Genomic DNA, 21,190 nt, shown 5'->3' on the forward strand with positions numbered 1-21,190 from the left:
GCTTAGTTTTCAAAGATCGTTTGCTTTTAATCAGCTATCCTTGTAAGGTATCAAGCGGCTTTTTAAAAGCCCTTGCTGAAACAAGGAAATGAAAGTATAGTCATAGAAAGCTTAAGGTTTGCTTAAACTATAAAAATTTTTGACAGAGTAAGTTAAAATTTTAAAACGATCGGATTTTGAAAAATCTCAATACCACCGACTACCGCCAAAAACACGCGTGCATTCCCCATAAAACCACTATTATAAGCGCTAATTTATCTCCGTTTTCAAAAATCACTCCATAGTAGAGCAAAAAATGAAATCATGGATTAGAAAAATCCGCTTAAGCTAACCCTTTTAAAATGGGTGCTTTTTTGTCCCCTTGGTGGGGGGATCGTGTTAGTTCTTCTTAAAGAGTTGGTCTTTAAATGGGTTGTTAAAAGGCTCGTTGGGGGAAAAGTTCTTTTTCTTGGGGGTGTGCTGATTTTTGGGCAAGTTATCTACAATGTCAGCGACACTGCGTTCTCTCACATTGCAAGACTTCTTCAAGTCTGAAGGGACAGAATTGGGGCTTTCTTGAATGTTGGCGATGAAGACTTCAAAGCCTTTCTCCCAAGCGGCTTCTAACACAGGCACAAAATCAGTATCCCTGCTGAACAGCAAAATACACCCTCCTTGTTTGGTGCAATACAGCTTGGTAATATCGTGCGCCAACAGCGCATCAACTTGTTTTTGACGCAACTTTAAGTAAGGTATGAAAATCTTGGCTTCTAGACCATTATAGACTTCTTTGTCTTCGAACTTATATACGAATTTGAACTTTACCCGCCCGACTCGTAATTTCACTTGATTTTGTTGGGCGATCGCATGGTTGAAAGATTGGATAATCCCTGATTTATTCACTCTTTCCTCATAATCTTTAGGATTCTTCTCTTTATACTCCTCAAGTTCTTCGTTTTTATTGCCCTTGATTCTAGGTTCAACTTCTGGGAAAGGCTCAGATACATAAAAATAGATCCGCTTCAATTTCTCTTCAGGCTCCAAAAACGAACGGATTAGCGCTAAGAGTTGATCGGGATTGTTGAAACTAAAATTAGGCTCTTTTAAACGCTCATCCGTTTCTTGGATTGCTTTCAAATCGGCGAGAAGATTTTCCCAATCCACAAAAATCGTGGTTTCAGTTTTTTCCATGCTTTCTCCCAAAATATGAATTTTGCCATAAGGGCTGAGTATAGCATGGGGATTTAAACATGCCTTGTTTTTTAAAATAAAGGTTCTGTTCTCATCAAACAGACACTCAAAGCCTTAATTAATTTCTTTCATTTTTTAAAAACTTTATAGTAAAACTTTCTTGAGAATATGAGGGGATATTTCGCACTTTAATGTTCTTTCAAACCCTTTAAATCCCCCTTAACCTGATCGCTTTTTTTAAGGAGTTATCGTTTAACTTGCGTCAAGCTTTTTGTATTTTGATGGTAAAAACCGCTTTTTAACCTTTTTTAAAATTTGACAACCAACGCCCCATTAGAGCCAAAAATTCAGTTTAACAAACAGCAAGCTAGAAAAGAAGCGGTTAAAGCCTTGCCTTGAAAAAAAAACAAACGCTAACGCTAAAAAGAGTTTAGAGTTTTAAAAAAGTCGGTGGTAAAACTAAAAAGGGATTAAAAAACTCTTTTTCAAGCCAATCCAATCCATTTAAAAAGTTTTACCCTAATCTTAAAAAAGCGGTTAAAAAACGGATTTCAACCCCTAAAGAGCGTTCTACCCATCAGCATGATGGATAAAAGAATCTTAACAGAAGTTAATGGCGGACTTCTTTAATCCTTGCTGCCTTACCTCTCCTATTGCGCAAATAGTAGAGCTTCGCGCGGCGCACCCTACCCACACGCAACACCTCAACGCTCGCCAAACTTTCGCTATAAAAAGGGAAAATTTTCTCCACGCCGATATTGTTAGCCCCTATTTTACGCACGCAAAAAGTCTTATCCACGCCATTGCCTCTAATCGCAATGCACACGCCCTCAAAATACTGAGTTCGTGTTTTTTCGCCTTCTTTAATGGTGATACCAAGCCTTAAAGTATCGCCGGCTTTAAATGCTGGCATGGTCTTGTCTTTCAATTGAGCGTCTTCAAACTGCTGAATGTAGCGGTTTTTCATGTGTTTTCCTTAATGTCAATTTCATGATTTGTGCTGTTTGAATAAATCAAGGCGGTAAAATTTCGTCCTTAATTTTGACAAATCAAGTTTTAGTTGCTTGATTTTAGCATGATTTCCTTTAGAATATTCTAAAGGTGCAGGGATTTTATTGATTCCTTTGGATTTAAAAACAGCGTTAGCGAAATTAGGGGCTTCCAAATAATGGTTTTCAAAGCTCTCATTTTCTAAAGATTGAGCGTTACCCAAAACCCCTTGAATGTGGCGAGCGATACTATCTATCAAACACAACGCCCCAAGCTCGCCCCCTGTTAAAATAAAATCGCCTATACAAAAAACCTCATCAGCACCAAGTTCAATAGAGCGTTCATCAAAGCCCTCATAACGCCCACACACCAAAACGACATGCTTTTTTTGAGCCAAACGCATCGCGTCTGTTTGCTTGAAAGGCTTGCCCACCGCGCTTAAAAAAATCGTGTGTTTAGGGTTTTTAACAGAATGGAGCGCGTTTTCTATCATCTCAGGGTCTAAAATTTGCCCTGCACCCCCACCAATGAGCGTGTGATCCGCTTTTTGATATTTATTAGCGCTAAAATCTCTAAGGTTTAATACTTCTAATTCAAAAAGATTTTTTTCTAACGCTCTTTTTAAAATAGAATCTTCAAAATAAGGCCATACGAGTTGCGGGAAAAGGGTTAAAACGCTGAATTTCACTCAACTATTCTCTAAAAGCGCTTTAGCGTTATGGGTGGTTATTTTTTTGTCTTGCAAAAGGATTTCTTTGACATAAAAATCCCTATAAGGGATTAAAAAAATCTTAGCCAAACCTTTTTCAACCAAACTTCTCGTGGTTTCAACCAGAAAATAATCTATTTGAGAAATCCTTTGGATTTCTATGACTTTCCCTAGAATCTCGTTTTCTTCCACCACGCTAAGCCCTACTAAATCGCAATAAAAAAATTCCCCCTCTTTTAAAACACAGAGTTTTTTACTCTCTGCCTCGCTCATAAAAAGCCCTAAATTAGTCAGCTCTTTAGCCTTTTCTAGCGTGTGGATAGTTTCTAAAAACAACAGGTTTTTAGCATGTTCATAAGAATGGATTGTATATTCTTTAAAAGAAGAATCAAAAGAAAAAGCGTTCAAGGGAGCAACGCCCACCTTAACGCCTTTTTTTAAACACTCCGGAAAATCGCTCTCTAAATGAAGCTTTAACCCCCCATTAAGCCCCACGCTTTTACCAATTCTGCCCACTAAAAGCATAGAAACCATTTAAGGCGTTTGATCGCCTAAAACATGGGGACTTTTATCGCCATTTTTACTAGCAAAAACAACGATTTTATAAGAAAACCCGTCTTTGGCTTTCACGCCAGAAACAAACGCCTTAATCGCGCTCACCATTTTGCCCTCTTTACCGATCACATGCCCCATGTCTGATGGGTGGGTATAAATAGTGATTTGTTTGACTTTATCTTCTAAAAGCGTGTACTCCACGCTCAAAGCTTGCGGGAAAGAAACAACCTTTTTTAAATATTTTTCTAAAAAAGTTGCCACGCAATACGAATAGTCCTTACACTCAGCTTGAGAAAAAGGCGTGTTCAAAGGATCTAATTCGCGCATTTAGCCTCACAAAACCTTAGGCTTTTTGAGAAAGTTTTTCCACCCTCTCGCTCATTTTAGCCCCCACGCCTTTCCAATAATTCAAGCGCTCCTTATCAATCTTAATATCTTTAGGCTCGCTTAAAGGGTTGTAATACCCAATGGATTCAATCCAACCTCCATCCCTTCTTTTCCTAGAATCGGTTACCACCACTCTGTAAAAAGGCTTTTTCTTCCTCCCAATGCGCGTGAGTCTAATGACTGTCATTACAAAAATCTCCTAAAATATTCATATTAAATTTGAGATTATACAACAAAAGCGCCTAAAACATGCTTAAAAGTTAGCGCATTTTAGGGGGTGTTTGGTTTTTAGCCTGACTCATTAGATTCATCAAATCGCTAATGCCCTTTTTATTGGTTAAGCGTTTCGCCATTTTGCTCGCTTGATCAAAGCGTTTGATGATGCGGTTGATTTCAGACACTTCTAAGCCGCTCCCTAAAGCGATCCTTTTTCTTCGGCTGCCGTTTAAAATCTCGGGGTTTTCTTGCTCTTTTTTGGTCATGGAATTGACCATAGCCTTGATCTTTTTCACTTCTAAAGAGCTTTCTAAATCCGTGTCTTTTAGCGCGCTTGCCATATTCCCTAAACCTGGAATCATAGAGATCAGAGAACTCATAGAGCCTAATTTTTTCACTTTTTCAATCTGGTTTAAAAAGTCATTGAAAGTGAATTGCCCTTTTTTGAGCTTTTTGCTTAAATCTTTGGCTTCATTGGGGTTTAAAACGCTGGCGGTTTTTTCAGCGAGCGAGACAATATCTCCAGCCCCCATCAAACGCCCCACAATCCTTTCAGGCACAAACACATCTAAATCAGGGATTTTTTCCCCGCTCCCAATAAACCGCAAGGGTAAGCCTAATTGGTAAGCGATGCCTAAGGCGATACCCCCTTTAGAATCGCTATCAAATTTGCTTAGCACCACCCCACTCACGCCTATTTCTTCATTAAAGGTGTTCGCGCTTTTGACCCCATCTTGCCCGCTCAAAGCGTCTGCGACATACAGCACTTCATGGGGGTTTAAGACTTCTTTGACTTCTTTTAATTCTTGCATAAGCTCTTTATCAATGGCTAAACGCCCCGCGCTATCCACGAGTAAAACATCAAATTGCGCTTCTTTAGCCCTTTTTAAAGCGTTGTTAGCGATTTCTTTCACGCTTTTATTTTCTTCATAAAACACTTCCACGCCCACCTGTTCGCCCAAAACCTTTAATTGCTCCACTGCCGCTAAGCGTTGCAAATCGCATGCGCATAAAAGCACTTTTTTATTTTTGGTTTTTAAATAATGAGCGAGTTTAGCGGTGGTGGTTGTCTTACCGCTCCCTTGCAAACCGGCCATTAAAACCACGGTGGGGGGCGTTTGAGCGAAAGTGAAACCACTGCTCCCTTTAGTGCTTAAAATTTCTAACAAACTCTTTTCTAAAGCGTCTAAAAATTGCTGCTTACCGATGCCGCTAAGTTTCGTTTGACTTTCCACTTTTTTGAGCAATTCTCTAGCGACTTTATGATGCACATCATTTTTTAAAAGCGTTTTTTTCAATTCGTCTAACGCTCTGTCTAGCGCTTTTTCATCATCTTGAAAGCGGATTTTATTGAGCGCGTTTTTAAACCCATCGCTTAATGCTTGAAACATTTTCTATCCTTTGATTATGGTTGTTCTAACAAATCCAATTCTTGTTGGATCTTACCCTCTTTTTCTAAAAGCGTTTTTAAACTCTCTTGCGCTTTTTCTAGCACGCTTTTAGGCGCGTTTTTGACAAAATTTTCATTGTGCAAATTGAGTTTTAGTTTTTCTTTTTCCAGTTTTTCTAGCTGCTTTTTTAAACGCGCAACAAGCGGGCTTAAATCAAGATTTTCTAAATTTGCATAAGTTTGGCAAAATTCCCCCACATCGCTCACGCTTTTTAAAGGCTTATAAGTTATCACGCTGACTTTTTCCAATCTCGCTAATTTTTGGGCGTAAGTTTGCAAACGCTCTGTGTTTTCTATGGCTTCTCTTAATCCCACGCTCGCTTCTTTTAAAACAATCGGTGGGGTTTCTAGCATGATTTTCAAACGCCTTAAAGACACGATGCAATCTTTGATCACTTCAAATTCATGCTCTAGTTTTTCATCTTGCGCCAAATCTTTAGGGTAAGGCATGACCATGATAGAATGAGCGTTTTCTAGATCCGTGTTACTGAGCTTGTGGTATAAAGATTCGCTGATAAAGGGCATGAAAGGGTGCAAGAGTTTTAAAGCCTCTTTTAACACGCTCCCTAACTCGTCTATCGCTTCATTTTCCACTTTAGAAAATTCAATGAACCAATCGCAAAATTCCCCCCACAAAAAGCGGTATAATAAAGTCGTGGCGTCATTAAAACGATAGTTATCTAAAGCGTTACGCGCCTCTTTAGTGACAAGATTCAAGCGCGATTTCGCATAACGCCCCAAAGGCGTTTGGTATTCGTTCAAACGCTCTTTATCTTTAAAAGATTCTTGTTTGAGCTTCAAATAACTCGCCGCATTGAAAATCTTGTTGGCGAAATTCTTATTATTTTCTAAATGCGTAGTGGAAAGCTTAATGTCCCTACCCGTAGCGCACAAATTGGCTAAAGTGAAACGCAGGCTATCCGCGCCGTATTTTTCTATCATCTCTAAAGGATCTATCACATTGCCTTTAGATTTGCTCATTTTTTCGCCCTTTTCGTCCCTAACCAAGGCGTGCAAGTAAATGTCTTTAAAGGGCAATTCACCTAAAAGCGATTCGCTGCAAAAAAGCATTCTGGCCACCCAAAAAAAGAGGATGTCAAACCCGGTAATGAGCGTGGTGTTAGGGTAGAAATCTTTCAAATCGTTTTCGTTAAACAAACCGCTTTTTTCTTGCCCCCACCCTAGAGTGGAAAACGCCCATAGCCCTGAACTAAACCATGTGTCTAGCACATCTTTATCTTGCTCTAGTTTTTCACTCTTGCAAGTAGGACAACTTAAAGGGGTATCAAGGCTTACGAACTGGTGGTTATTTTCACAAGTAAACACCGGTATTTGATGCCCCCAAAACAATTGCCTGCTGATACACCAAGGGCGTAATTCCCTCATCCAAGCGTTATAATTATTGATCCAATTAGAGGGGTAAAATCGCGCCAAACCTTGTTGGATTTTTTCAATAGAACTTTGAGCGATTTCAGGCTTGACAAACCATTGCTTAGACACATAAGGCTCTACCACATTATGGCAACGATAGCAATGCCCCACTTGATGGGCATGCTCTTCTATCTTTTCCAATAAGGCGTTTTCTTTTAATTTTTCTACGACCTTGCCTCTGGCCTCTAATCGCTCCAGGTTCTCAAACTCCCCGCAATGCGCGTTTAAAATCCCCTTTTCATCAAAGATTTTAATCGTTTCCAAATGGTGGCGTTTGCCCACTTCATAATCGTTAAAATCATGCCCAGGGGTAACCTTCACACACCCTGTGCCAAACTCCATTTCCACATGTGCATCAGCGATAATAGGGATTGTGCGATTGATTAAAGGCAAGATCGCTTTTTGCCCCACTAAATGCTTGTACCTCTCATCGTTAGGATTGACCATAAGCGCACTATCGCCAAACAAAGTTTCAGGGCGTGTGGTGGCCACCACCAAATAATCTTTTTGATTTTCTAAATAATATCTAATATAATACAACGCCCCCTTACGCTCTTCATACTCCACTTCAATATCGCTCAACGCCCCGTCTTTAGTGCACCAATTCACCATGTAATTATCTTGAATAATGAGACCTTGTTCATACCATTTCAAAAACGCCAATTTGACCGCTCTTTGCAAGCCCTTATCCATCGTGAAACGAGTCCTAGAAAAGGCCGCACTCACGCCTAAGTGCTTCATTTGCTCTAAAATCGCTCCCCCGCTCTTTTCTTTCCATTCCCACACTTTTTGAATGAACTCTTCACGCCCTAAATCTTCTTTTTTAATCCCTTGACTTAAAAGCTGCTTTTCCACGACATTTTGTGTCGCAATGCCGGCGTGATCCAACCCGGGCTGATACAAAGTCTTATACCCATCCATGCGCTTGTAACGCGCTAAAATATCTTGCAAGCTTAAAGTTAAAGCATGCCCTATGTGTAAGATACCGGTCACATTAGGAGGGGGCATCATCAAGCAAAATCGTTTGTTTTTTTCTTGGATTTTTTCATTGCCATCAATTTCAAAATACCCCCTATGAGAGCAAATTTCATAAATCTTTTTTTCTATTTCTTTTGGCTGGTAGGTGGTGGGTTCTTGTTTCATTATTTTCCTAAATTTTCCTAAATTATCTTAAAATAGAGCGTTCCTTAAAAAATGGTTGGTTTTTGGAACGCCTTTTGCTTTTACGCTTTTAATTGTTGCGTATTTTTTTAAAATTATACAACAAAGCATTTAAATTAAAAAGGATAGTCCAGTGAATTACTTTTTAAAAGCCCCTATTTTAGGATTTGAGCATATCAATGAAGTGCGTTTGGAAAAAATTGATTCCTTATTCAGCCGATTGGTTAGTCAAACGAACTCGCCCATGGCGTTGGATATGGTCTTAGTGAATCCTTATTGTTTGAGGGAATACAGCTTTGTGATACCCAAATACATAGAATTACTGCTAGAATTAGATTCTCATTCCAAAGTGGAGGTGTATTGCGTGGTCGTGTTGCAAAAAAATTTAGAAGATTCTATGGTTAATTTCTTAGCCCCCTTAGTGTTTAATTCCAAAAATGGCTTTGGCGCTCAAGTGGCGCTTTCTATGATGGATTATCCGGATTTTGGCTTTAGAGATCCTTTAAAAAGCTTTGTGGTTAAAGAAAGAGAACGAGCTTAAGGGTTTTAGCATGAAATTCGCTCTTACAGGGGGAGGCACAGGGGGGCATCTCTCTATCGCTAAAGCCTTAGCCATAGAATTAGAAAAGCAAGGCATAGAGGCGATTTATTTAGGCTCAACTTATGGGCAAGATAAAGAATGGTTTGAAAATAGCCCCCTGTTTAGCGAACGCTATTTTTTCAACACGCAAGGCGTGGTCAATAAAAGCTTTTTTAAAAAAATAGGCTCTTTATTTTTGCAAGCTAAAGCCGCTTTTAAGGCTAAAGAAATTTTAAAAAAACACCAGATCACGCACACCATTAGCGTGGGGGGTTTTAGCGCAGGGCCTGCGAGTTTTGCAAGCTTACTCAATAAAATACCCCTTTATATCCATGAGCAAAATGCAATCAAAGGCTCTCTCAATCGCTACCTTTCCCCTAAAGCTAAAGCCGTGTTTTCAAGCTATGCGTTTAAAGATAAGGGTAATCATGTTGTAACCTCCTATCCCGTGCAAAATGTTTTTTTTGATCACGCTAGGACTCGGACTGAAATCAAGCATATTTTATTTTTAGGCGGTTCGCAAGGGGCAAAAGCCATCAATGAATTTGCACTGCTTAACGCTCCTAAACTCACCAAACAAGGGATTGAAATCACGCATATTTGTGGCTCAAACTCTTATGAAAGAATGCGCATCTACTACCAAGAATTAGGGTTATTAGACAAGATAGCGCTCTTTGCATTCCATAATAATATTATAGAAGTCATGCAAAAAGCGGATTTGTGCGTGAGTAGAGCGGGGGCTAGTAGCGTGTGGGAATTGTGCGCTAATGGCTTACCCACGATTTTTATCCCTTATCCTTTTGCGAGCAACAACCACCAGTATTACAATGTCTTAGAATTTGAAAAAGAAAACTTGTGCTACATTGTGCCTCAAAACGAACTATTGCCTAAAAAACTCTTTGAAGTCATTAGAAAACTCAACCAAAAAGACGATCAAGACAAGAAAAATCTAACCCTTATCAGCGATAAATTGCAAAAAAAGATCGCCAAAGATGGCGCTAAAACCATCATTGAAAAAATCTTAAGCGCCTAAAACAGCCCATTTTAATCAATAATTAAGCGACTAATCACTAAACTAAATGATAGATAAAATAAAACTAGGATAGCTCAAATCTTTTAAAAAGAAAAGGATAACCCCCTAAATGAAAAAATTCAATCAAAAATGGCTTATCTATTCTAGCCTGCTCCCCTTATTTTTTCTTAACCCTTTAGCGGCAGAAGATGATGGGTTTTTTATGGGGGTGAGTTATCAAACTTCTTTAGCCGTTCAAAGGGTGGATAACTCAGGGCTTAACGCCAGTCAAGACGCATCCACTTATATCCGCCAAAACGCTATCGCTCTAGAATCTGCGGCGGTGCCTTTAGCCTATTATTTAGAAGCGATGGGCCAACAAACGAGAGTTTTAATGCAAATGCTCTGCCCTGATCCTTCCAAAAGATGTTTGCTTTATGCGGGGGGTTATCAACAAAACGCCCAAAATGGCGATACGGGCAACAACCCCCCCAGAGGCAATGTCAATGCCACCTTTGATATGCAATCTTTAGTCAATAATTTAGACAAACTCACCCAACTCATCGGCGAGACTTTAATCCGTAACCCTGAAAATCTTGCTAACGCCAAAGTTTTTAATGTCAAATTTGGCAATCAAAGCACCGTTATTGCTTTACCTGAAGGTTTAGCCACTGTCATGGACGCTTTAAACAATGATATTACTAACGCTTTAACCACGCTTTGGTATAACCAAACTCTAACGAATAAATCTTTTAATAGCAATGGTTCAGTGAATTTTAGCCCTGAAGTGTTGCAACACCTTTTGCAAGACGGCTTAGCCACCTCAAATAATGGTCAAAACATCTGCAGCAGCCAAAACCAATGCACCGCTACTAACGAAGCCAAATCCATCGCCCAAAACGCCCAAAACATCTTCCAAGCTTTGATGCAAGCAGGGATTTTAGGAGGTTTAGCGAATGAAAAGCAATTTGGCTTCACTTACAACAAAGCCCCTAATGGCAGCGATTCCCAACAAGGCTACCAAAGTTTTAGTGGCCCGGGCTATTACACCAAAAATGACGCTAACAACACGCAAGCCCCCTTAAAAACCTTACCCGCTGGAGCGACGGTAGGATCAGGTAATGGCCAATACACCTACCACCCTAGCTCTGCAGTCTATTATTTAGCTGACAGCATCATCGCTAATGGCATCACCGCTTCTATGATTTTTTCAGGCATGCAAGTTTTTGCCAACAAGGCCGCTAAACTCACAGGCACTTCAGATTATAAGCAAATGCAAGACGCGATCAACTATGGGGAAAGCTTGCTCAACAACACCCAAGCGTATGGGAATTTCATCACCAATTGGGTCGCCCCCTATTTGGATTTGAACAACAAGGGTTTGAATTTTTTACCTAGCTATGGGGGGAAAGTTAATACCAATAATCCAACCCCACAAAATAGTTTAACCCCACAACAAGCCCAACAAGAACAAAAAGTGATCATCAACCAACTAGAGCAAGCCACAAACGCCCCCACCCCTGCGCAAATAGACAAGATCTTATCCAACCCCTATTCCCCCACGGCAAAAACTCTAATGGCTTACGGGCTTTATCGCTCTAAAGCAGTGATTGGCGGGGTGATTGATGAAATGCAAACCAAAGTGAATCAAGTCTATCAAATGGGCTTTGCTAGGAATTTTTTGGAGCATAACTCTAATTCTAATAACATGAACGGCTTTGGCGTGAAAATGGGCTATAAGCAATTCTTTGGCAAAAAGCGCATGTTTGGGCTTAGGTATTATGGCTTTTATGATTTTGGTTACGCGCAATTTGGATCAAACCCCTCTTTAGTGAAAGCCACGCTCTCTAGCTATGGTGCAGGCACAGACTTCCTCTATAATGTTTTCACCCGAAAAAGGGGGACTGAAGCGATAGATATAGGTTTTTTTGCCGGCATTCAATTTGCAGGGCAAACCTGGAAAACGAATTTTTTAGATCAAGTGGATGGCAACCACCTCAAACCTAAGGACACTTCTTTCCAACTCCTTTTTGATCTAGGTATAAGGACTAATTTTTCCAAGATCGCCAAGCAAAGAAGATCTCGTTTTTCTCAAGGGGTGGAATTTGGCCTTAAAATACCGGTGCTTTATCACACCTATTACCAATCAGAAGGCGTTACAGCGAAGTATAGAAGAGCTTTTAGTTTTTATGTGGGCTACAACATAGGTTTTTAATTGAATACAATAAGGGAAAATAGATGATAAAAAAAGCTAAAAAACTCATACCGCTCCTTTTAATCAGCTCCCTCTTAGCTGAAGACAATGGCTGGTATATGTCTGTAGGCTATCAAATCGGTGGCACGCAACAATTTATCAATAACAAACAACTCTTAGAAAATGAAAGCATTATTAATAGCGTTACTCAAAGCGCGATTAATGTTGCAGGCCCTACCACCGGTTTGATTACTTTAAGCTCTCAAAGCGTCATTGACGCTTTAGGTTATGGGGTGAGCAATACCGTAGGCAACCAACTAGAAGGCATTTCTAATATCTTAAACCAAATTGGCAAAAGAAAAGATTTTTATTCTAGCCGTCAAATCTCTAGCATTTCCCAACAAATCATAGGGCTTAAAGGAAGCTCTGACCCCTTAAAAGCCCACTCTTCACAAATCACAGCCAAACTCCTTTCCAACACTCAAGGCGCTTTTAATGAAGGCGTTGCATTAAGTTCTAGCATCATTAGCTCTGTGAATAGCCTTAATCCTAGCAACAACACCCAAGAAGTCAAAGCCCAGCTCCAAAACACCGCGCAATCCATGACAGAATTGTTGCAAGAAATTGAAAACAGCATCACTAAAACCACTAGCACCACTTATGTGCAATCCTTAATCACCAATCTAACCAGCGCGGTGAACGCTTCTAGCAACAATACCACTTATGTGAGCGCTCTTATCAACGCCTTAAACACTTTAGGGGTAGGATATTTCCCTACGACAACCACAACGCATGTGGTGCTAAACCCACCGGGACAAGTCGTGTTCTATCCAACTAATTCCATTTTAGGCTCTACTTCTTCAAACAGCAACAACCAACAACAATACAACAACACCCTTTTAATGAACACTTTACAAGGGACATTGAGTAATAACGCAAGCAACTCCCAAAATAACCCCAATGGTTGCACTAGCCAAGTCCAATGTTTAGAACAATTTATCCAAGAATTAGCCCCTTTAGCCGCAACCCCCACTTCAAACAACCAGGCCAACCAACAAGTCCAAGCCATTGCCCAAAAACTCCAAAGCGTCGCTATCAACACTTTAGACAACAATGCGATCAATGACACCACTTACAATTTAAACAACTTGCACAACGCCTTGAATTTTCAAGCCTATGAAAGCACGATAGAACAATACAACAACGCTTTAAAACAAATTACTTGGATTAGTTTTAATGAGCCTAAAAACTTGCTCAAAAACACTTCTAATAATTACCAAATTGGCACGGTTACCAACGCTCAAGGGCAAAATATCAGCGCGTATGATTGCATGACTGCCACCGGAAGCCTTTCTGGCAATGCTTCTAGCGGGATTTCATGCTCAGCGGCAAGCTCCACAAATAATACAAGCAGCTTTGACAATTCTTTAGTCGCCACTTCACAAGTCCAAACCATTAATGGTAAAGAGCAGATCGGCGTGAATTCTTTCAACCTTGTTTCTCAAGTGTGGAGCGTTTATAACTCTTTAAAAACTTCAGAACAAAATTTGCAAAACAACGCTAAGATCTTATGCCCTAATGGGATGCAATCCGGAACAAGCGCATGCAATAATACCAGCTCTTCTGGGGGTTTGAGTCTCAGCGGGAACGCCCAATTGCAAAATATTTTAAGCTCTAACGGGAGTAATACTACCACTCAAACTAAAAGCAACGCTTCTAAACTAAAAGCGATGGTGGTTGTGAATAATGAAGAAGAAACCAAGACAACCAACTTAGCTCAAAGCAGTGGGGCAACCGCACAATCCCCTAACAACACGGTAATGGGAGCCTTGAACACCGTGTTGCAAAATGTCAGTAATTTCCAACAAAGCGTTCAAAGCGCTTTTCAAAACCAAGAAAGCAATATCCAAGCATGGGCGAATGCGATTTACAACACTACTGGGAATCAATCGCAAGATATGACCGCTAACACTAACCAAGATTTACGCATCCAATTGAGAGCGAATTTCTACCAGTTCATCAATACGATTGACCAGCAAGTGCCTACAGACATGAACGCTTTAATCGCTCAAAGCCAACAAACCCAACAAACAAGCGGGGCAACCAACAATAATAACGCATGCGCGAGTGGAACAAATGGGAGTAATAGTAACTGGTGCTATCAGCAATGGTCCGATTCTAAGGCTTATTACAGCGGGTTGCAAAACGCTTTAGGGTATCAAACACAAGCAACAACTCAAAGCGGGAACAACGGTGGGAACAGCATCACCTACAATGTCCAACAAATCACGCTCACTAGCGGCGGTTTGCTCAATCAAATCATCACAAATCTTAAGGGGGTTAATGGGGGCAATGGTGCGAGTGGCGGAAGCGGAAATGGAACTAGTCAAATCAACACAGCCTACCAAATGCTCACAGACGCCAGCGATGGGAAATTGGGGACTTATAGTAGTAGCGGAGGTAGTGGCAGTAATAACGGCTATACGCCATGCAGTAGCACCAACGGAAGCAATGGAGGCAGTGGGAGCAATTGTTATGAACCCAACAAACAACAAAGCACCACAAGCACAACCACCACCACAACCGACAGCAACTTGCAAAAAGTCTATAGCGACGCCCAAAAAATAGCCAACATTATCGCTAGTTCAGGGAATAACAAAGGCGTTGAAAACGGCTTAAAACAATTCTTTGAAGCGTTAAAAAGTAATAGCAGCAGTCTCAGTAATTTGTGTAATGGTAGTAGTGGTAGTAGTGGTGCTACTTGCACCGGTGGGCTTATCAACCTTTTAGGGGCAATCCCTATAAATGGGGTGAGCGATACGAACAATTTAATTAATTTGCTCACTGAATTTATTAAGACTGCCGGGTTTATCCAAAATAATGATAATAACGCTAGTAATGAGAGTCTCAAAAGCGCTTTTCAAGCCATCACGAGCGCTATTTCTCAAGGGTTTCAAGCCTTGCAAAACGATATTAGCCCTAATGCGATTTTAACTTTGCTCCAAGAAATCACTTCTAACACCACCACCATTCAGTCATTCTCGCAAACCTTACGGCAGCTTTTAGGGGATAAAACATTCTTCATGGTGCAACAAAAACTCATTGATGCGATGATTAATGCTAGAAATCAGGTTCAAAACGCGCAAAATCAAGCCAATAACTACGGCTCTCAACCCGTTTTAAGCCAGTATGCGGCCGCTAAAAGCACCCAACACGGCATGAGCAATGGCTTAGGGGTTAGTTTGGGCTATAAATATTTCTTTGGTAAGGCTAGGAAATTGGGCTTTAGGCATTATTTTTTCTTTGATTACGGCTTTAGTGAAATAGGTCTAGCCAATCAAAGCGTGAAAGCGAATATCTTTGCTTATGGGGTAGGTACGGATTTTTTATGGAACTTGTTCAGGAGGACTTACAACACTAAAGCGTTGAATTTTGGGCTGTTTGCTGGGGTCCAATTAGGCGGTGCAACTTGGCTTAGCTCCTTAAGGCAACAAATCATTGACAATTGGGGGAGTGCTAATGACATCCATTCAACGAATTTTCAAGTGGCGCTGAATTTTGGGGTGCGCACCAATTTCGCGGAGTTTAAGCGTTTCGCTAAGAAATTCCACAATCAAGGGGTTATCAGCCAAAAGAGCGTGGAATTTGGGATCAAAGTGCCTCTCATCAATCAAGCGTATTTGAATAGCGCCGGGGCTGATGTGAGCTATAGGAGGCTTTATACTTTCTATATCAATTACATCATGGGGTTTTAAAAAAGGGCACGTCATGGAAATCTTACAATTCATCGGCTATGGGAATATGGCTCAAGCGATTTTAGAAGGCTCTCATGAAATTTTATCCAAGCGTTTTATTTTAGAAATTACCGGGCGAAACCCTGAAAAAATCGCCCCCTTTTTACAAGAAAAAAACATTCAAGCACGCATCATTCCCTATAAAGACGCTATTGATATACACCAAAAATTCGTGTTTTTACTTTTTAAGCCTTATAACCTTAAGGATTTTAATTATCAAGGGCAGGCTAAAAGCGTTTTGAGCGCTTTAGCCGGGGTGAATTTTGAAACTTTAAGCAATGCGATTGATTCTTTACATTACTTAAAATGCATGCCTAATATTGCGAGCAAGTTCGCCCTATCTTCTACGGCGGTGTGTGAAAAATCGGTTGCGCCTTCAATAAGCGAGAAAGCTTTGAGTATTATTGAGAGTTTTGGGAATTGCGTGCGAGTGGGCAATGAAGAGCAGGTGGATGCCAGTATAGCGACCAATGGGAGCGCGCTCGCTTTTTTAAGCTTGGTAGCGAGCGGTTTGAAAGATGCCGGCATTAGAGAGGGCTTGAACGCTAGAGATTCTTTAGAATTGGTGGAAATGAGTTTCAAAGGCTTTGCCAAGCTGTTAGAAAAAGAACGCCCAGAGATGATTATAGAGCGAATTTGCACCCCTAAAGGCGCAACGATTGAAGGCTTGAGCGTTTTAGAAAAAAAAGGGGTTAGGGGAGCGTTTATAGAAGCTTGCCATGAAAGCGTGAAAAAAATGCACCTCTAAAAATTACACTCTTAAAAAAACAGTGCGATGCATTTAGACAGACAGAGTTTAGAAAAAGCCAAGCATTTGATCCAAAGCGGTCTGATTGACACCATAGAAGTAGGCACGATCAAGGGCTTGCAAGAAATCCATCGGTTTTTGTTTGAAGGGCTGTATGAATTTGCCGGGAAAATCAGGGATAAAAATATTTCTAAAGGAAATTTCAGGTTCGCTAACTGCTTGTATTTGGATTTGATTTTACCCAGAATTGAGAGCATGCCGCAAAGCAATTTCAATCAAATCATAGAAAAATACGTGGAAATGAATATCGCTCACCCTTTTTTGGAGGGTAATGGCAGAGCGACTAGAATATGGCTTGATTTGTTGCTTAAAAAGGAATTAAAAAAAATTGCGCTTTGGGATAGGATTGATAAAGCCGCTTATTTGAGTGCTATAAAAAGGAGTCCTGTGAATGATTTGGAAATCAAAACGCTTTTAAAAAAGCATTTGAGTTCTAATACCAACGATCCCTTAACTCTCATTAAAGGCATCACGCAGTCGTATTATTATGAAGGGCTTTGAAAAATTCCAAAAAGCATTTTTTCAAATCTTAAAAATACCATTCTTAAAAATTAAAAGCTTTATTTGTCAGCATTAGAGCCATCTAAAATTAATCCTGTGCGCGTTCAATCAAACTCAAAGGCAAGTTAAAAATTTTAATGAGTTCGCTCTCTTTTTGGCGTTGTTCGCCCTTATCTTTTTCATGGTCATAGCCTAACAAGTGCAACACCCCATGAATGAATAAAAGAGCGATCTCCTCTTCTAAGTTATGCCCTAATTTCAGGGCGTTAGTTTGAGCTAATGGCGCATTAATCACCACGCTCCCTAAAGGGGTGTGAGGAATCGCTTCTAAAGGGAAGCTCAAAACATCGGTAGCGTAATCGCAACCCCTTAAATCCCTGTTGATTTCTCGCATGGTTTCACCGCTCACCAAAATAAGCTCAATGGTTTGAGTGGGGGCTAAAACATTTGCGATTTTTTCTAATAATAAAAAGTCTGATTCTAGCGGGGTTTGGCTGTCTATTTCTAGCATTAAAGGTATAAAAAGAAGTTTAAAAAAGCCCTAAAACTTAGGGCTTATAAAGATCAAGCGAAAGAACCTTTAACTTGTTCTACCCATTTTGAAATCCTCTCATCAGTGAGATCGTCTTGATTGTCTTCATCAATCACAAGACCCACGAATTTACCGCCTTCTACCGCTTTAGAAGCTTCAAAATGATAACCATCAGTGGGAGTTTGCCCTACCACTTTGCCGGCTTTAGCTTTTTCATAGATATGGAAAATGCCTTCGGCGAAAGTTTCGCTGTAAGTGTCTTGATCGCCCAAGCCTACAAGCCCAATGGTTTTAGTCGCAAAATCGCTCGCTTCTAATGTGCCTAAAAAGTCTTCCCAATCTGTTTGTAAATCGCCCGCACCCGCTGTTGGAGCGACTAAAATAACCTTTGTAAAGCTATTGAATTGCTCTTTAGAAGCTTTAGCCACATCAACCACTTCAGCATTACCAATAGCCTTGCTGATTTTTTCAGCGATAGCTTCAGCGTTCCCGCTGTCTGTCCCAAAAAAGATACCAATTTTTCCCATATTCTCAATCCTTGTTTTTAAGATATTAACGCACCCACTTTTAGCGAATGCTTGTGGGCGTAGTCTAGCGCATTTAATTAAACATCTTGCTTAAAAACCCATTTTGCGCGAATATCGTTTCAATAAAAACCATATTAAAAGCGCTATAAGAACAAAACTTATGACAAAAAACGAAGTGTAATGAGAAAGCCTTTCATACAGCGTTTTCACCCAATCGCTCGCTTGAAAAGAAACGCTCCCCACGATTAACGCCCACAAAAAACTGGATAAAACATTAAGCCATAAAAATCTTTTTAGAGGGTATTTGCTAAAACCAATTGCCAAAGGCACAACGCTTTTAATCCCATACAAATATTTATTGATAAAAATCATTAAAAAGGCGTAGCGTTTCACCCACAAACTCGCCAAAGCAAGCTTTCTTCTATGCTTTTGGAAATACTTTAAAAACTCTCTTTTTTGATAGCGGGCAAAGATTACAAGAGCCCCACTCCCTACCATATTCCCTAAAAAAGCGACAAGAATGGTTATTTTTATATCCAAAGCGTGCGTGGTAGCACTCAAAACAGAAGCGATGACAATCCCCACATACCCGCCCCCTAAAGAATACAAAAACAAAATAAGATAACCCCACTCCTTAAAACCCTCTTGAAAACGCAACAACGCTTCTTGCATCAAAACCCTCTTTTGATTCGTTTTTATTTTCATGTTATCCAAACTTATTCAACCTGTTGGTGATTTAAACGCTATCTTTTAGTATAATGACAGCGTTATCCTAATAACCTAAAAGATATAGAGATGAATACAGAAATTTTAACCATCATGTTAGTTGTCTCAGTGCTTATGGGATTGGTAGGCTTAATAGCGTTTTTATGGGGGGTTAAAAGCGGTCAGTTTGACGATGAAAAACGCATGCTTGAAAGCGTGTTGTATGACAGCGCGAGCGATTTGAACGAAGCGATTTTACAAGAAAAACGCCAAAAGAATTAAAAAATTAAAATAAAAAGGATAGGAATGAGCCAAGAAATTTTAGACGTGTTGATAGTGGGTGCAGGGCCTGGGGGCATTGCCACAGCGATAGAATGCGAAATAGCCGGCGTTAAAAAAGTGCTTTTATGCGAAAAAACCGAAAGCCATTCAGGCATGTTAGAGAAGTTTTATAAAGCCGGTAAAAGGATTGATAAAGATTATAAAAAGCAAGTCGTAGAGCTTAGAGGGCATATCCCTTTTAAAGACAGCTTTAAAGAAGAAACTTTAGAGAATTTCACTAACCTTTTAAAAGAGCATCATATCACGCCAAGCTATAAAACCGATATTGAGAGCGTGAAAAAAGAAGGCGAATACTTTAAAATCACCACCACTTCTAACACAACCTATCATGCTAAATTTGTGGTGGTTGCGATCGGGAAAATGGGCCAGCCAAACCGCCCCACTGCTTATAAAATCCCTGTTGCGCTCTCCAAACAAGTGGTTTTTAGCATCAACGATTGTAAGGAAAATGAAAAAACCCTTGTGATCGGCGGAGGCAACTCAGCGGTGGAATACGCCATTGCTTTGTGCAAAACCACCCCTACCACCCTCAATTACCGCAAAAAAGAATTCAGCCGCATCAACGAAGACAACGCTAAAAACTTGCAAGAAGTCCTAAACAACAACACGCTCAAAAGCAAGCTTGGAGTGGATATTGAAAGCCTAGAAGAAGATGGTGCTCAAATTAAGGTTAATTTCACCGATAACACGAGCGAAAGTTTTGATCGCTTGCTGTATGCGATCGGCGGCTCTACCCCTTTAGAATTTTTTAAACGCTGTTCCTTAGAATTAGATCCTAGCACCAATATCCCTGTAGTGAAAGAAAATTTAGAGAGCAACAATATCCCTAATTTATTCATCGTGGGCGATATTTTATTCAAATCAGGAGCGAGCATCGCTACCGCACTCAATCATGGCTATGATGTTGCGCAAGAAATCGCTAAAAGGTTGCGCTCTTAAAGCCGCTCACTCATCAAACGGCTTAGCCTTATACAAAAAGAAAAAGAGCATGATAAGCGTCAAGGCAAAATGCATGGTGATGATAGTTAGGGGCGAAAAGTAACGCAGTTCCAAACTACTGAGCAATAGAACTAACACAGAGATTACGCGCACACAGCTTGATAAAAGCGATGAGAGCGATGAAATGTTGTTTTTAGAAACGAATTTGGAGAATTGATAGCTTAAGCAATAACTCATGTAAGTGAAAAACGCCACCATGAGTGCATACACCCCTATGAAACAATAAGGGATATTGCTAAGCAATAAGGGGCTAACGCTAAGCAACACCAAAAGCGAACTCAGGGCGATTTTTTGGCTGTAATTTGAAGCTTTTAAAAAATGAATGAGGATGGAAATCACTTGAAAAGCGATATAAAACACAAAAAGGTATTGCTCTTTAACGCCTTGTTTTAAAAAATACGCTTGCCACATTTGAAAATGGCTCATAAAAAAGATGGGCGTGATCAAATGCCCCACTAACAAAATTTTAAGCTTGGGGTTATCTTTAAGCTCTTTAAGACTGCCTTTGACTTGCTCTTTAAGGAGTTTCAAACTTTTTTGGCTTTTAAAATCCCCTTCTTTCTCTTTAAAATAAATGATGATCGTTAGCGCACAAAGCATGATTAAAAAAATCCCCACAATATACAGCATCGCATGGACTTTGAGATACAAAAACGACCCCAAAGAACTCCCTATAATCATGCCTAAATAAGTAATTTGATTGTTTTTGGCTAAAAACTTGGACAAATCCTTTTTGTTTTCTTTAATATCTGTGATGAGTGAAGCTTCAATCGTGCCGCTAGAACATGCGCTATACAAACCATACAGCCCCCATGCTAAAAGCATGAAAATAAAGCTATCAAAAAACAGCACCAACGAAAAGCTAGTGATTAAAAAAACATTAGAAACAATGAATAAATTTTTCCGGCTCATCAAATCCGCTAAAACGCCGCTTGGGTATTCAGCCACCAGCACGCAAAAGCTAAAAAAGGTTTGCACGAGCAAGATTTCACTCAAACTAAGCCCTTTAGAAAGCAACAAGGGGGTTAAAATCGCATGGGGCAAGCTTTGAGCGATGATTAAGAGAAAATTCGCCCCATAGTAAGCTAAAATGTTTTTCCTTAACATTTGAAAATTGTAATTAAAAC

Annotated in this window: 20 protein-coding genes; 8 read left to right on the forward strand and 12 right to left on the reverse strand. The window is 40.0% G+C overall.

The genetic code is table 11. The features are described 5' to 3' along the window. Nucleotides 1–378 precede the first annotated feature (378 nt). The 8 genes from EAL49_RS07090 to valS all read right to left on the reverse strand — a co-directional run bounded on the left by EAL49_RS07090 (nucleotide 379) and on the right by valS (nucleotide 8,051). A complete protein-coding gene (locus EAL49_RS07090; protein ID WP_120829612.1) occupies nucleotides 379–1,170 on the reverse strand; it encodes an NYN domain-containing protein in 792 nt (263 codons plus the stop codon). 610 nt (nucleotides 1,171–1,780) lie between these two features. Continuing rightward, a complete protein-coding gene (gene rplS / locus EAL49_RS07100) occupies nucleotides 1,781–2,137 on the reverse strand; it encodes a 50S ribosomal protein L19 (protein WP_120829613.1) in 357 nt (118 codons plus the stop codon). 21 nt (nucleotides 2,138–2,158) lie between these two features. After that, nucleotides 2,159–2,848 (reverse strand): tRNA (guanosine(37)-N1)-methyltransferase TrmD, encoded by a 690-nt coding sequence (gene trmD, locus EAL49_RS07105; RefSeq protein ID WP_108593103.1) that lies wholly within the window; start codon nucleotides 2,846–2,848, stop codon nucleotides 2,159–2,161. Next, nucleotides 2,849–3,403, reverse strand: coding sequence for a ribosome maturation factor RimM (gene rimM / locus EAL49_RS07110; RefSeq protein WP_000254261.1), 555 nt, complete (start codon nucleotides 3,401–3,403; stop codon nucleotides 2,849–2,851). After that, a complete protein-coding gene (locus EAL49_RS07115) occupies nucleotides 3,404–3,751 on the reverse strand; it encodes a KH domain-containing protein (protein WP_001208538.1) in 348 nt (115 codons plus the stop codon). 16 nt (nucleotides 3,752–3,767) lie between these two features. Further along, on the reverse strand, nucleotides 3,768–3,998 hold the full coding sequence (gene rpsP / locus EAL49_RS07120) for a 30S ribosomal protein S16 (protein WP_000216125.1): 231 nt from the start codon (nucleotides 3,996–3,998) through the stop codon (nucleotides 3,768–3,770). A gap of 73 nt (nucleotides 3,999–4,071) precedes the next feature. Then, nucleotides 4,072–5,418, reverse strand: a complete 1,347-nt coding sequence (ffh, locus tag EAL49_RS07125) for a signal recognition particle protein (protein ID WP_120829614.1) — start codon at nucleotides 5,416–5,418, stop codon at nucleotides 4,072–4,074. A 14-nt stretch (nucleotides 5,419–5,432) separates the two neighbouring features. Next, nucleotides 5,433–8,051, reverse strand: coding sequence for a valine--tRNA ligase (valS, locus tag EAL49_RS07130; protein ID WP_120829615.1), 2,619 nt, complete (start codon nucleotides 8,049–8,051; stop codon nucleotides 5,433–5,435). A gap of 151 nt (nucleotides 8,052–8,202) precedes the next feature. Here valS and fliW point away from each other — a divergent pair, with 151 nt between their 5' ends. The 6 genes from fliW (at nucleotide 8,203) to fic (ending at nucleotide 16,958) form a co-directional block, all read left to right on the forward strand. Then, nucleotides 8,203–8,610, forward strand: a complete 408-nt coding sequence (gene fliW / locus EAL49_RS07135) for a flagellar assembly protein FliW (RefSeq protein WP_001105859.1) — start codon at nucleotides 8,203–8,205, stop codon at nucleotides 8,608–8,610. 10 nt (nucleotides 8,611–8,620) lie between these two features. Beyond that, nucleotides 8,621–9,682, forward strand: a complete 1,062-nt coding sequence (gene murG / locus EAL49_RS07140) for an undecaprenyldiphospho-muramoylpentapeptide beta-N-acetylglucosaminyltransferase (protein ID WP_033769921.1) — start codon at nucleotides 8,621–8,623, stop codon at nucleotides 9,680–9,682. Between the two features lie 109 nt (nucleotides 9,683–9,791). Next, on the forward strand, nucleotides 9,792–11,876 hold the full coding sequence (gene hopI, locus EAL49_RS07145; RefSeq protein ID WP_120829616.1) for a Hop family outer membrane protein HopI: 2,085 nt from the start codon (nucleotides 9,792–9,794) through the stop codon (nucleotides 11,874–11,876). 23 nt (nucleotides 11,877–11,899) lie between these two features. Further along, the gene (hopL, locus tag EAL49_RS07150) at nucleotides 11,900–15,610 is read left to right on the forward strand and encodes a Hop family outer membrane protein HopL (protein ID WP_120829617.1); all 3,711 of its coding nucleotides are present in this window, start codon (nucleotides 11,900–11,902) and stop codon (nucleotides 15,608–15,610) included. Nucleotides 15,611–15,623: 13 nt separating this feature from the next. Beyond that, nucleotides 15,624–16,397 (forward strand): pyrroline-5-carboxylate reductase, encoded by a 774-nt coding sequence (proC, locus tag EAL49_RS07155; protein ID WP_120829618.1) that lies wholly within the window; start codon nucleotides 15,624–15,626, stop codon nucleotides 16,395–16,397. Nucleotides 16,398–16,424: 27 nt separating this feature from the next. Beyond that, nucleotides 16,425–16,958: a protein adenylyltransferase Fic gene (fic, locus tag EAL49_RS07160; protein WP_120829619.1), complete on the forward strand. Its 534-nt coding sequence runs from the start codon at nucleotides 16,425–16,427 to the stop codon at nucleotides 16,956–16,958. 88 nt (nucleotides 16,959–17,046) lie between these two features. On the opposite strand, the gene ybeY is transcribed toward fic, so the two are convergent. The 3 genes from ybeY to EAL49_RS07175 all read right to left on the reverse strand — a co-directional run bounded on the left by ybeY (nucleotide 17,047) and on the right by EAL49_RS07175 (nucleotide 18,689). Then, complete coding sequence (gene ybeY / locus EAL49_RS07165; protein ID WP_075650237.1) at nucleotides 17,047–17,469, reverse strand: rRNA maturation RNase YbeY; 423 nt, start codon at nucleotides 17,467–17,469, stop codon at nucleotides 17,047–17,049. Nucleotides 17,470–17,522: 53 nt separating this feature from the next. Next, nucleotides 17,523–18,017 carry a flavodoxin gene (locus EAL49_RS07170; RefSeq protein ID WP_000516078.1) on the reverse strand — a complete coding sequence of 165 codons (495 nt, stop codon included), beginning with the start codon at nucleotides 18,015–18,017 and terminating at the stop codon, nucleotides 17,523–17,525. A 90-nt stretch (nucleotides 18,018–18,107) separates the two neighbouring features. After that, entirely contained in the window at nucleotides 18,108–18,689 is a 582-nt protein-coding gene (locus EAL49_RS07175) for a DedA family protein (protein ID WP_162973137.1), read from the reverse strand. 123 nt (nucleotides 18,690–18,812) lie between these two features. Between EAL49_RS07175 and ccoS the strand changes: the two genes are divergently transcribed. Together ccoS and EAL49_RS07185 are read left to right on the forward strand one after the other, a co-directional pair. Further along, the gene (gene ccoS, locus EAL49_RS07180; RefSeq protein ID WP_001090949.1) at nucleotides 18,813–19,004 is read left to right on the forward strand and encodes a cbb3-type cytochrome oxidase assembly protein CcoS; all 192 of its coding nucleotides are present in this window, start codon (nucleotides 18,813–18,815) and stop codon (nucleotides 19,002–19,004) included. A gap of 24 nt (nucleotides 19,005–19,028) precedes the next feature. Continuing rightward, nucleotides 19,029–20,003 (forward strand): NAD(P)-binding domain-containing protein, encoded by a 975-nt coding sequence (locus EAL49_RS07185; protein WP_120829620.1) that lies wholly within the window; start codon nucleotides 19,029–19,031, stop codon nucleotides 20,001–20,003. Nucleotides 20,004–20,009: 6 nt separating this feature from the next. Here the strand turns inward: EAL49_RS07185 and EAL49_RS07190 are convergent, their stop codons facing one another. After that, nucleotides 20,010–21,170 carry an HP1165 family MFS efflux transporter gene (locus EAL49_RS07190; protein WP_120829621.1) on the reverse strand — a complete coding sequence of 387 codons (1,161 nt, stop codon included), beginning with the start codon at nucleotides 21,168–21,170 and terminating at the stop codon, nucleotides 20,010–20,012. Nucleotides 21,171–21,190: the final 20 nt, after the last annotated feature.

This window comes from Helicobacter pylori (genome assembly GCF_003637665.1).
GTDB lineage: Bacteria > Campylobacterota > Campylobacteria > Campylobacterales > Helicobacteraceae > Helicobacter > Helicobacter pylori_CK.

What these genes read in the sequence shown, in the direction of transcription:
- EAL49_RS07090 (WP_120829612.1), bottom strand. Translation starts at nt 1,170, where the DNA reads ATGGAAAAAACTGAAACCACGATTTTTGTGGATTGGGAAAATCTTCTC.
- rplS (WP_120829613.1), bottom strand. Translation starts at nt 2,137, where the DNA reads ATGAAAAACCGCTACATTCAGCAGTTTGAAGACGCTCAATTGAAAGAC.
- rimM (WP_000254261.1), bottom strand. Translation starts at nt 3,403, where the DNA reads ATGGTTTCTATGCTTTTAGTGGGCAGAATTGGTAAAAGCGTGGGGCTT.
- EAL49_RS07115 (WP_001208538.1), bottom strand. Translation starts at nt 3,751, where the DNA reads ATGCGCGAATTAGATCCTTTGAACACGCCTTTTTCTCAAGCTGAGTGT.
- rpsP (WP_000216125.1), bottom strand. Translation starts at nt 3,998, where the DNA reads ATGACAGTCATTAGACTCACGCGCATTGGGAGGAAGAAAAAGCCTTTT.
- ffh (WP_120829614.1), bottom strand. Translation starts at nt 5,418, where the DNA reads ATGTTTCAAGCATTAAGCGATGGGTTTAAAAACGCGCTCAATAAAATC.
- valS (WP_120829615.1), bottom strand. Translation starts at nt 8,051, where the DNA reads ATGAAACAAGAACCCACCACCTACCAGCCAAAAGAAATAGAAAAAAAG.
- murG (WP_033769921.1), top strand. Translation starts at nt 8,621, where the DNA reads ATGAAATTCGCTCTTACAGGGGGAGGCACAGGGGGGCATCTCTCTATC.
- hopI (WP_120829616.1), top strand. Translation starts at nt 9,792, where the DNA reads ATGAAAAAATTCAATCAAAAATGGCTTATCTATTCTAGCCTGCTCCCC.
- hopL (WP_120829617.1), top strand. Translation starts at nt 11,900, where the DNA reads ATGATAAAAAAAGCTAAAAAACTCATACCGCTCCTTTTAATCAGCTCC.
- proC (WP_120829618.1), top strand. Translation starts at nt 15,624, where the DNA reads ATGGAAATCTTACAATTCATCGGCTATGGGAATATGGCTCAAGCGATT.
- fic (WP_120829619.1), top strand. Translation starts at nt 16,425, where the DNA reads ATGCATTTAGACAGACAGAGTTTAGAAAAAGCCAAGCATTTGATCCAA.
- ybeY (WP_075650237.1), bottom strand. Translation starts at nt 17,469, where the DNA reads ATGCTAGAAATAGACAGCCAAACCCCGCTAGAATCAGACTTTTTATTA.
- EAL49_RS07170 (WP_000516078.1), bottom strand. Translation starts at nt 18,017, where the DNA reads ATGGGAAAAATTGGTATCTTTTTTGGGACAGACAGCGGGAACGCTGAA.
- EAL49_RS07175 (WP_162973137.1), bottom strand. Translation starts at nt 18,689, where the DNA reads ATGCAAGAAGCGTTGTTGCGTTTTCAAGAGGGTTTTAAGGAGTGGGGT.
- ccoS (WP_001090949.1), top strand. Translation starts at nt 18,813, where the DNA reads ATGAATACAGAAATTTTAACCATCATGTTAGTTGTCTCAGTGCTTATG.
- EAL49_RS07185 (WP_120829620.1), top strand. Translation starts at nt 19,029, where the DNA reads ATGAGCCAAGAAATTTTAGACGTGTTGATAGTGGGTGCAGGGCCTGGG.
- EAL49_RS07190 (WP_120829621.1), bottom strand. Translation starts at nt 21,170, where the DNA reads ATGTTAAGGAAAAACATTTTAGCTTACTATGGGGCGAATTTTCTCTTA.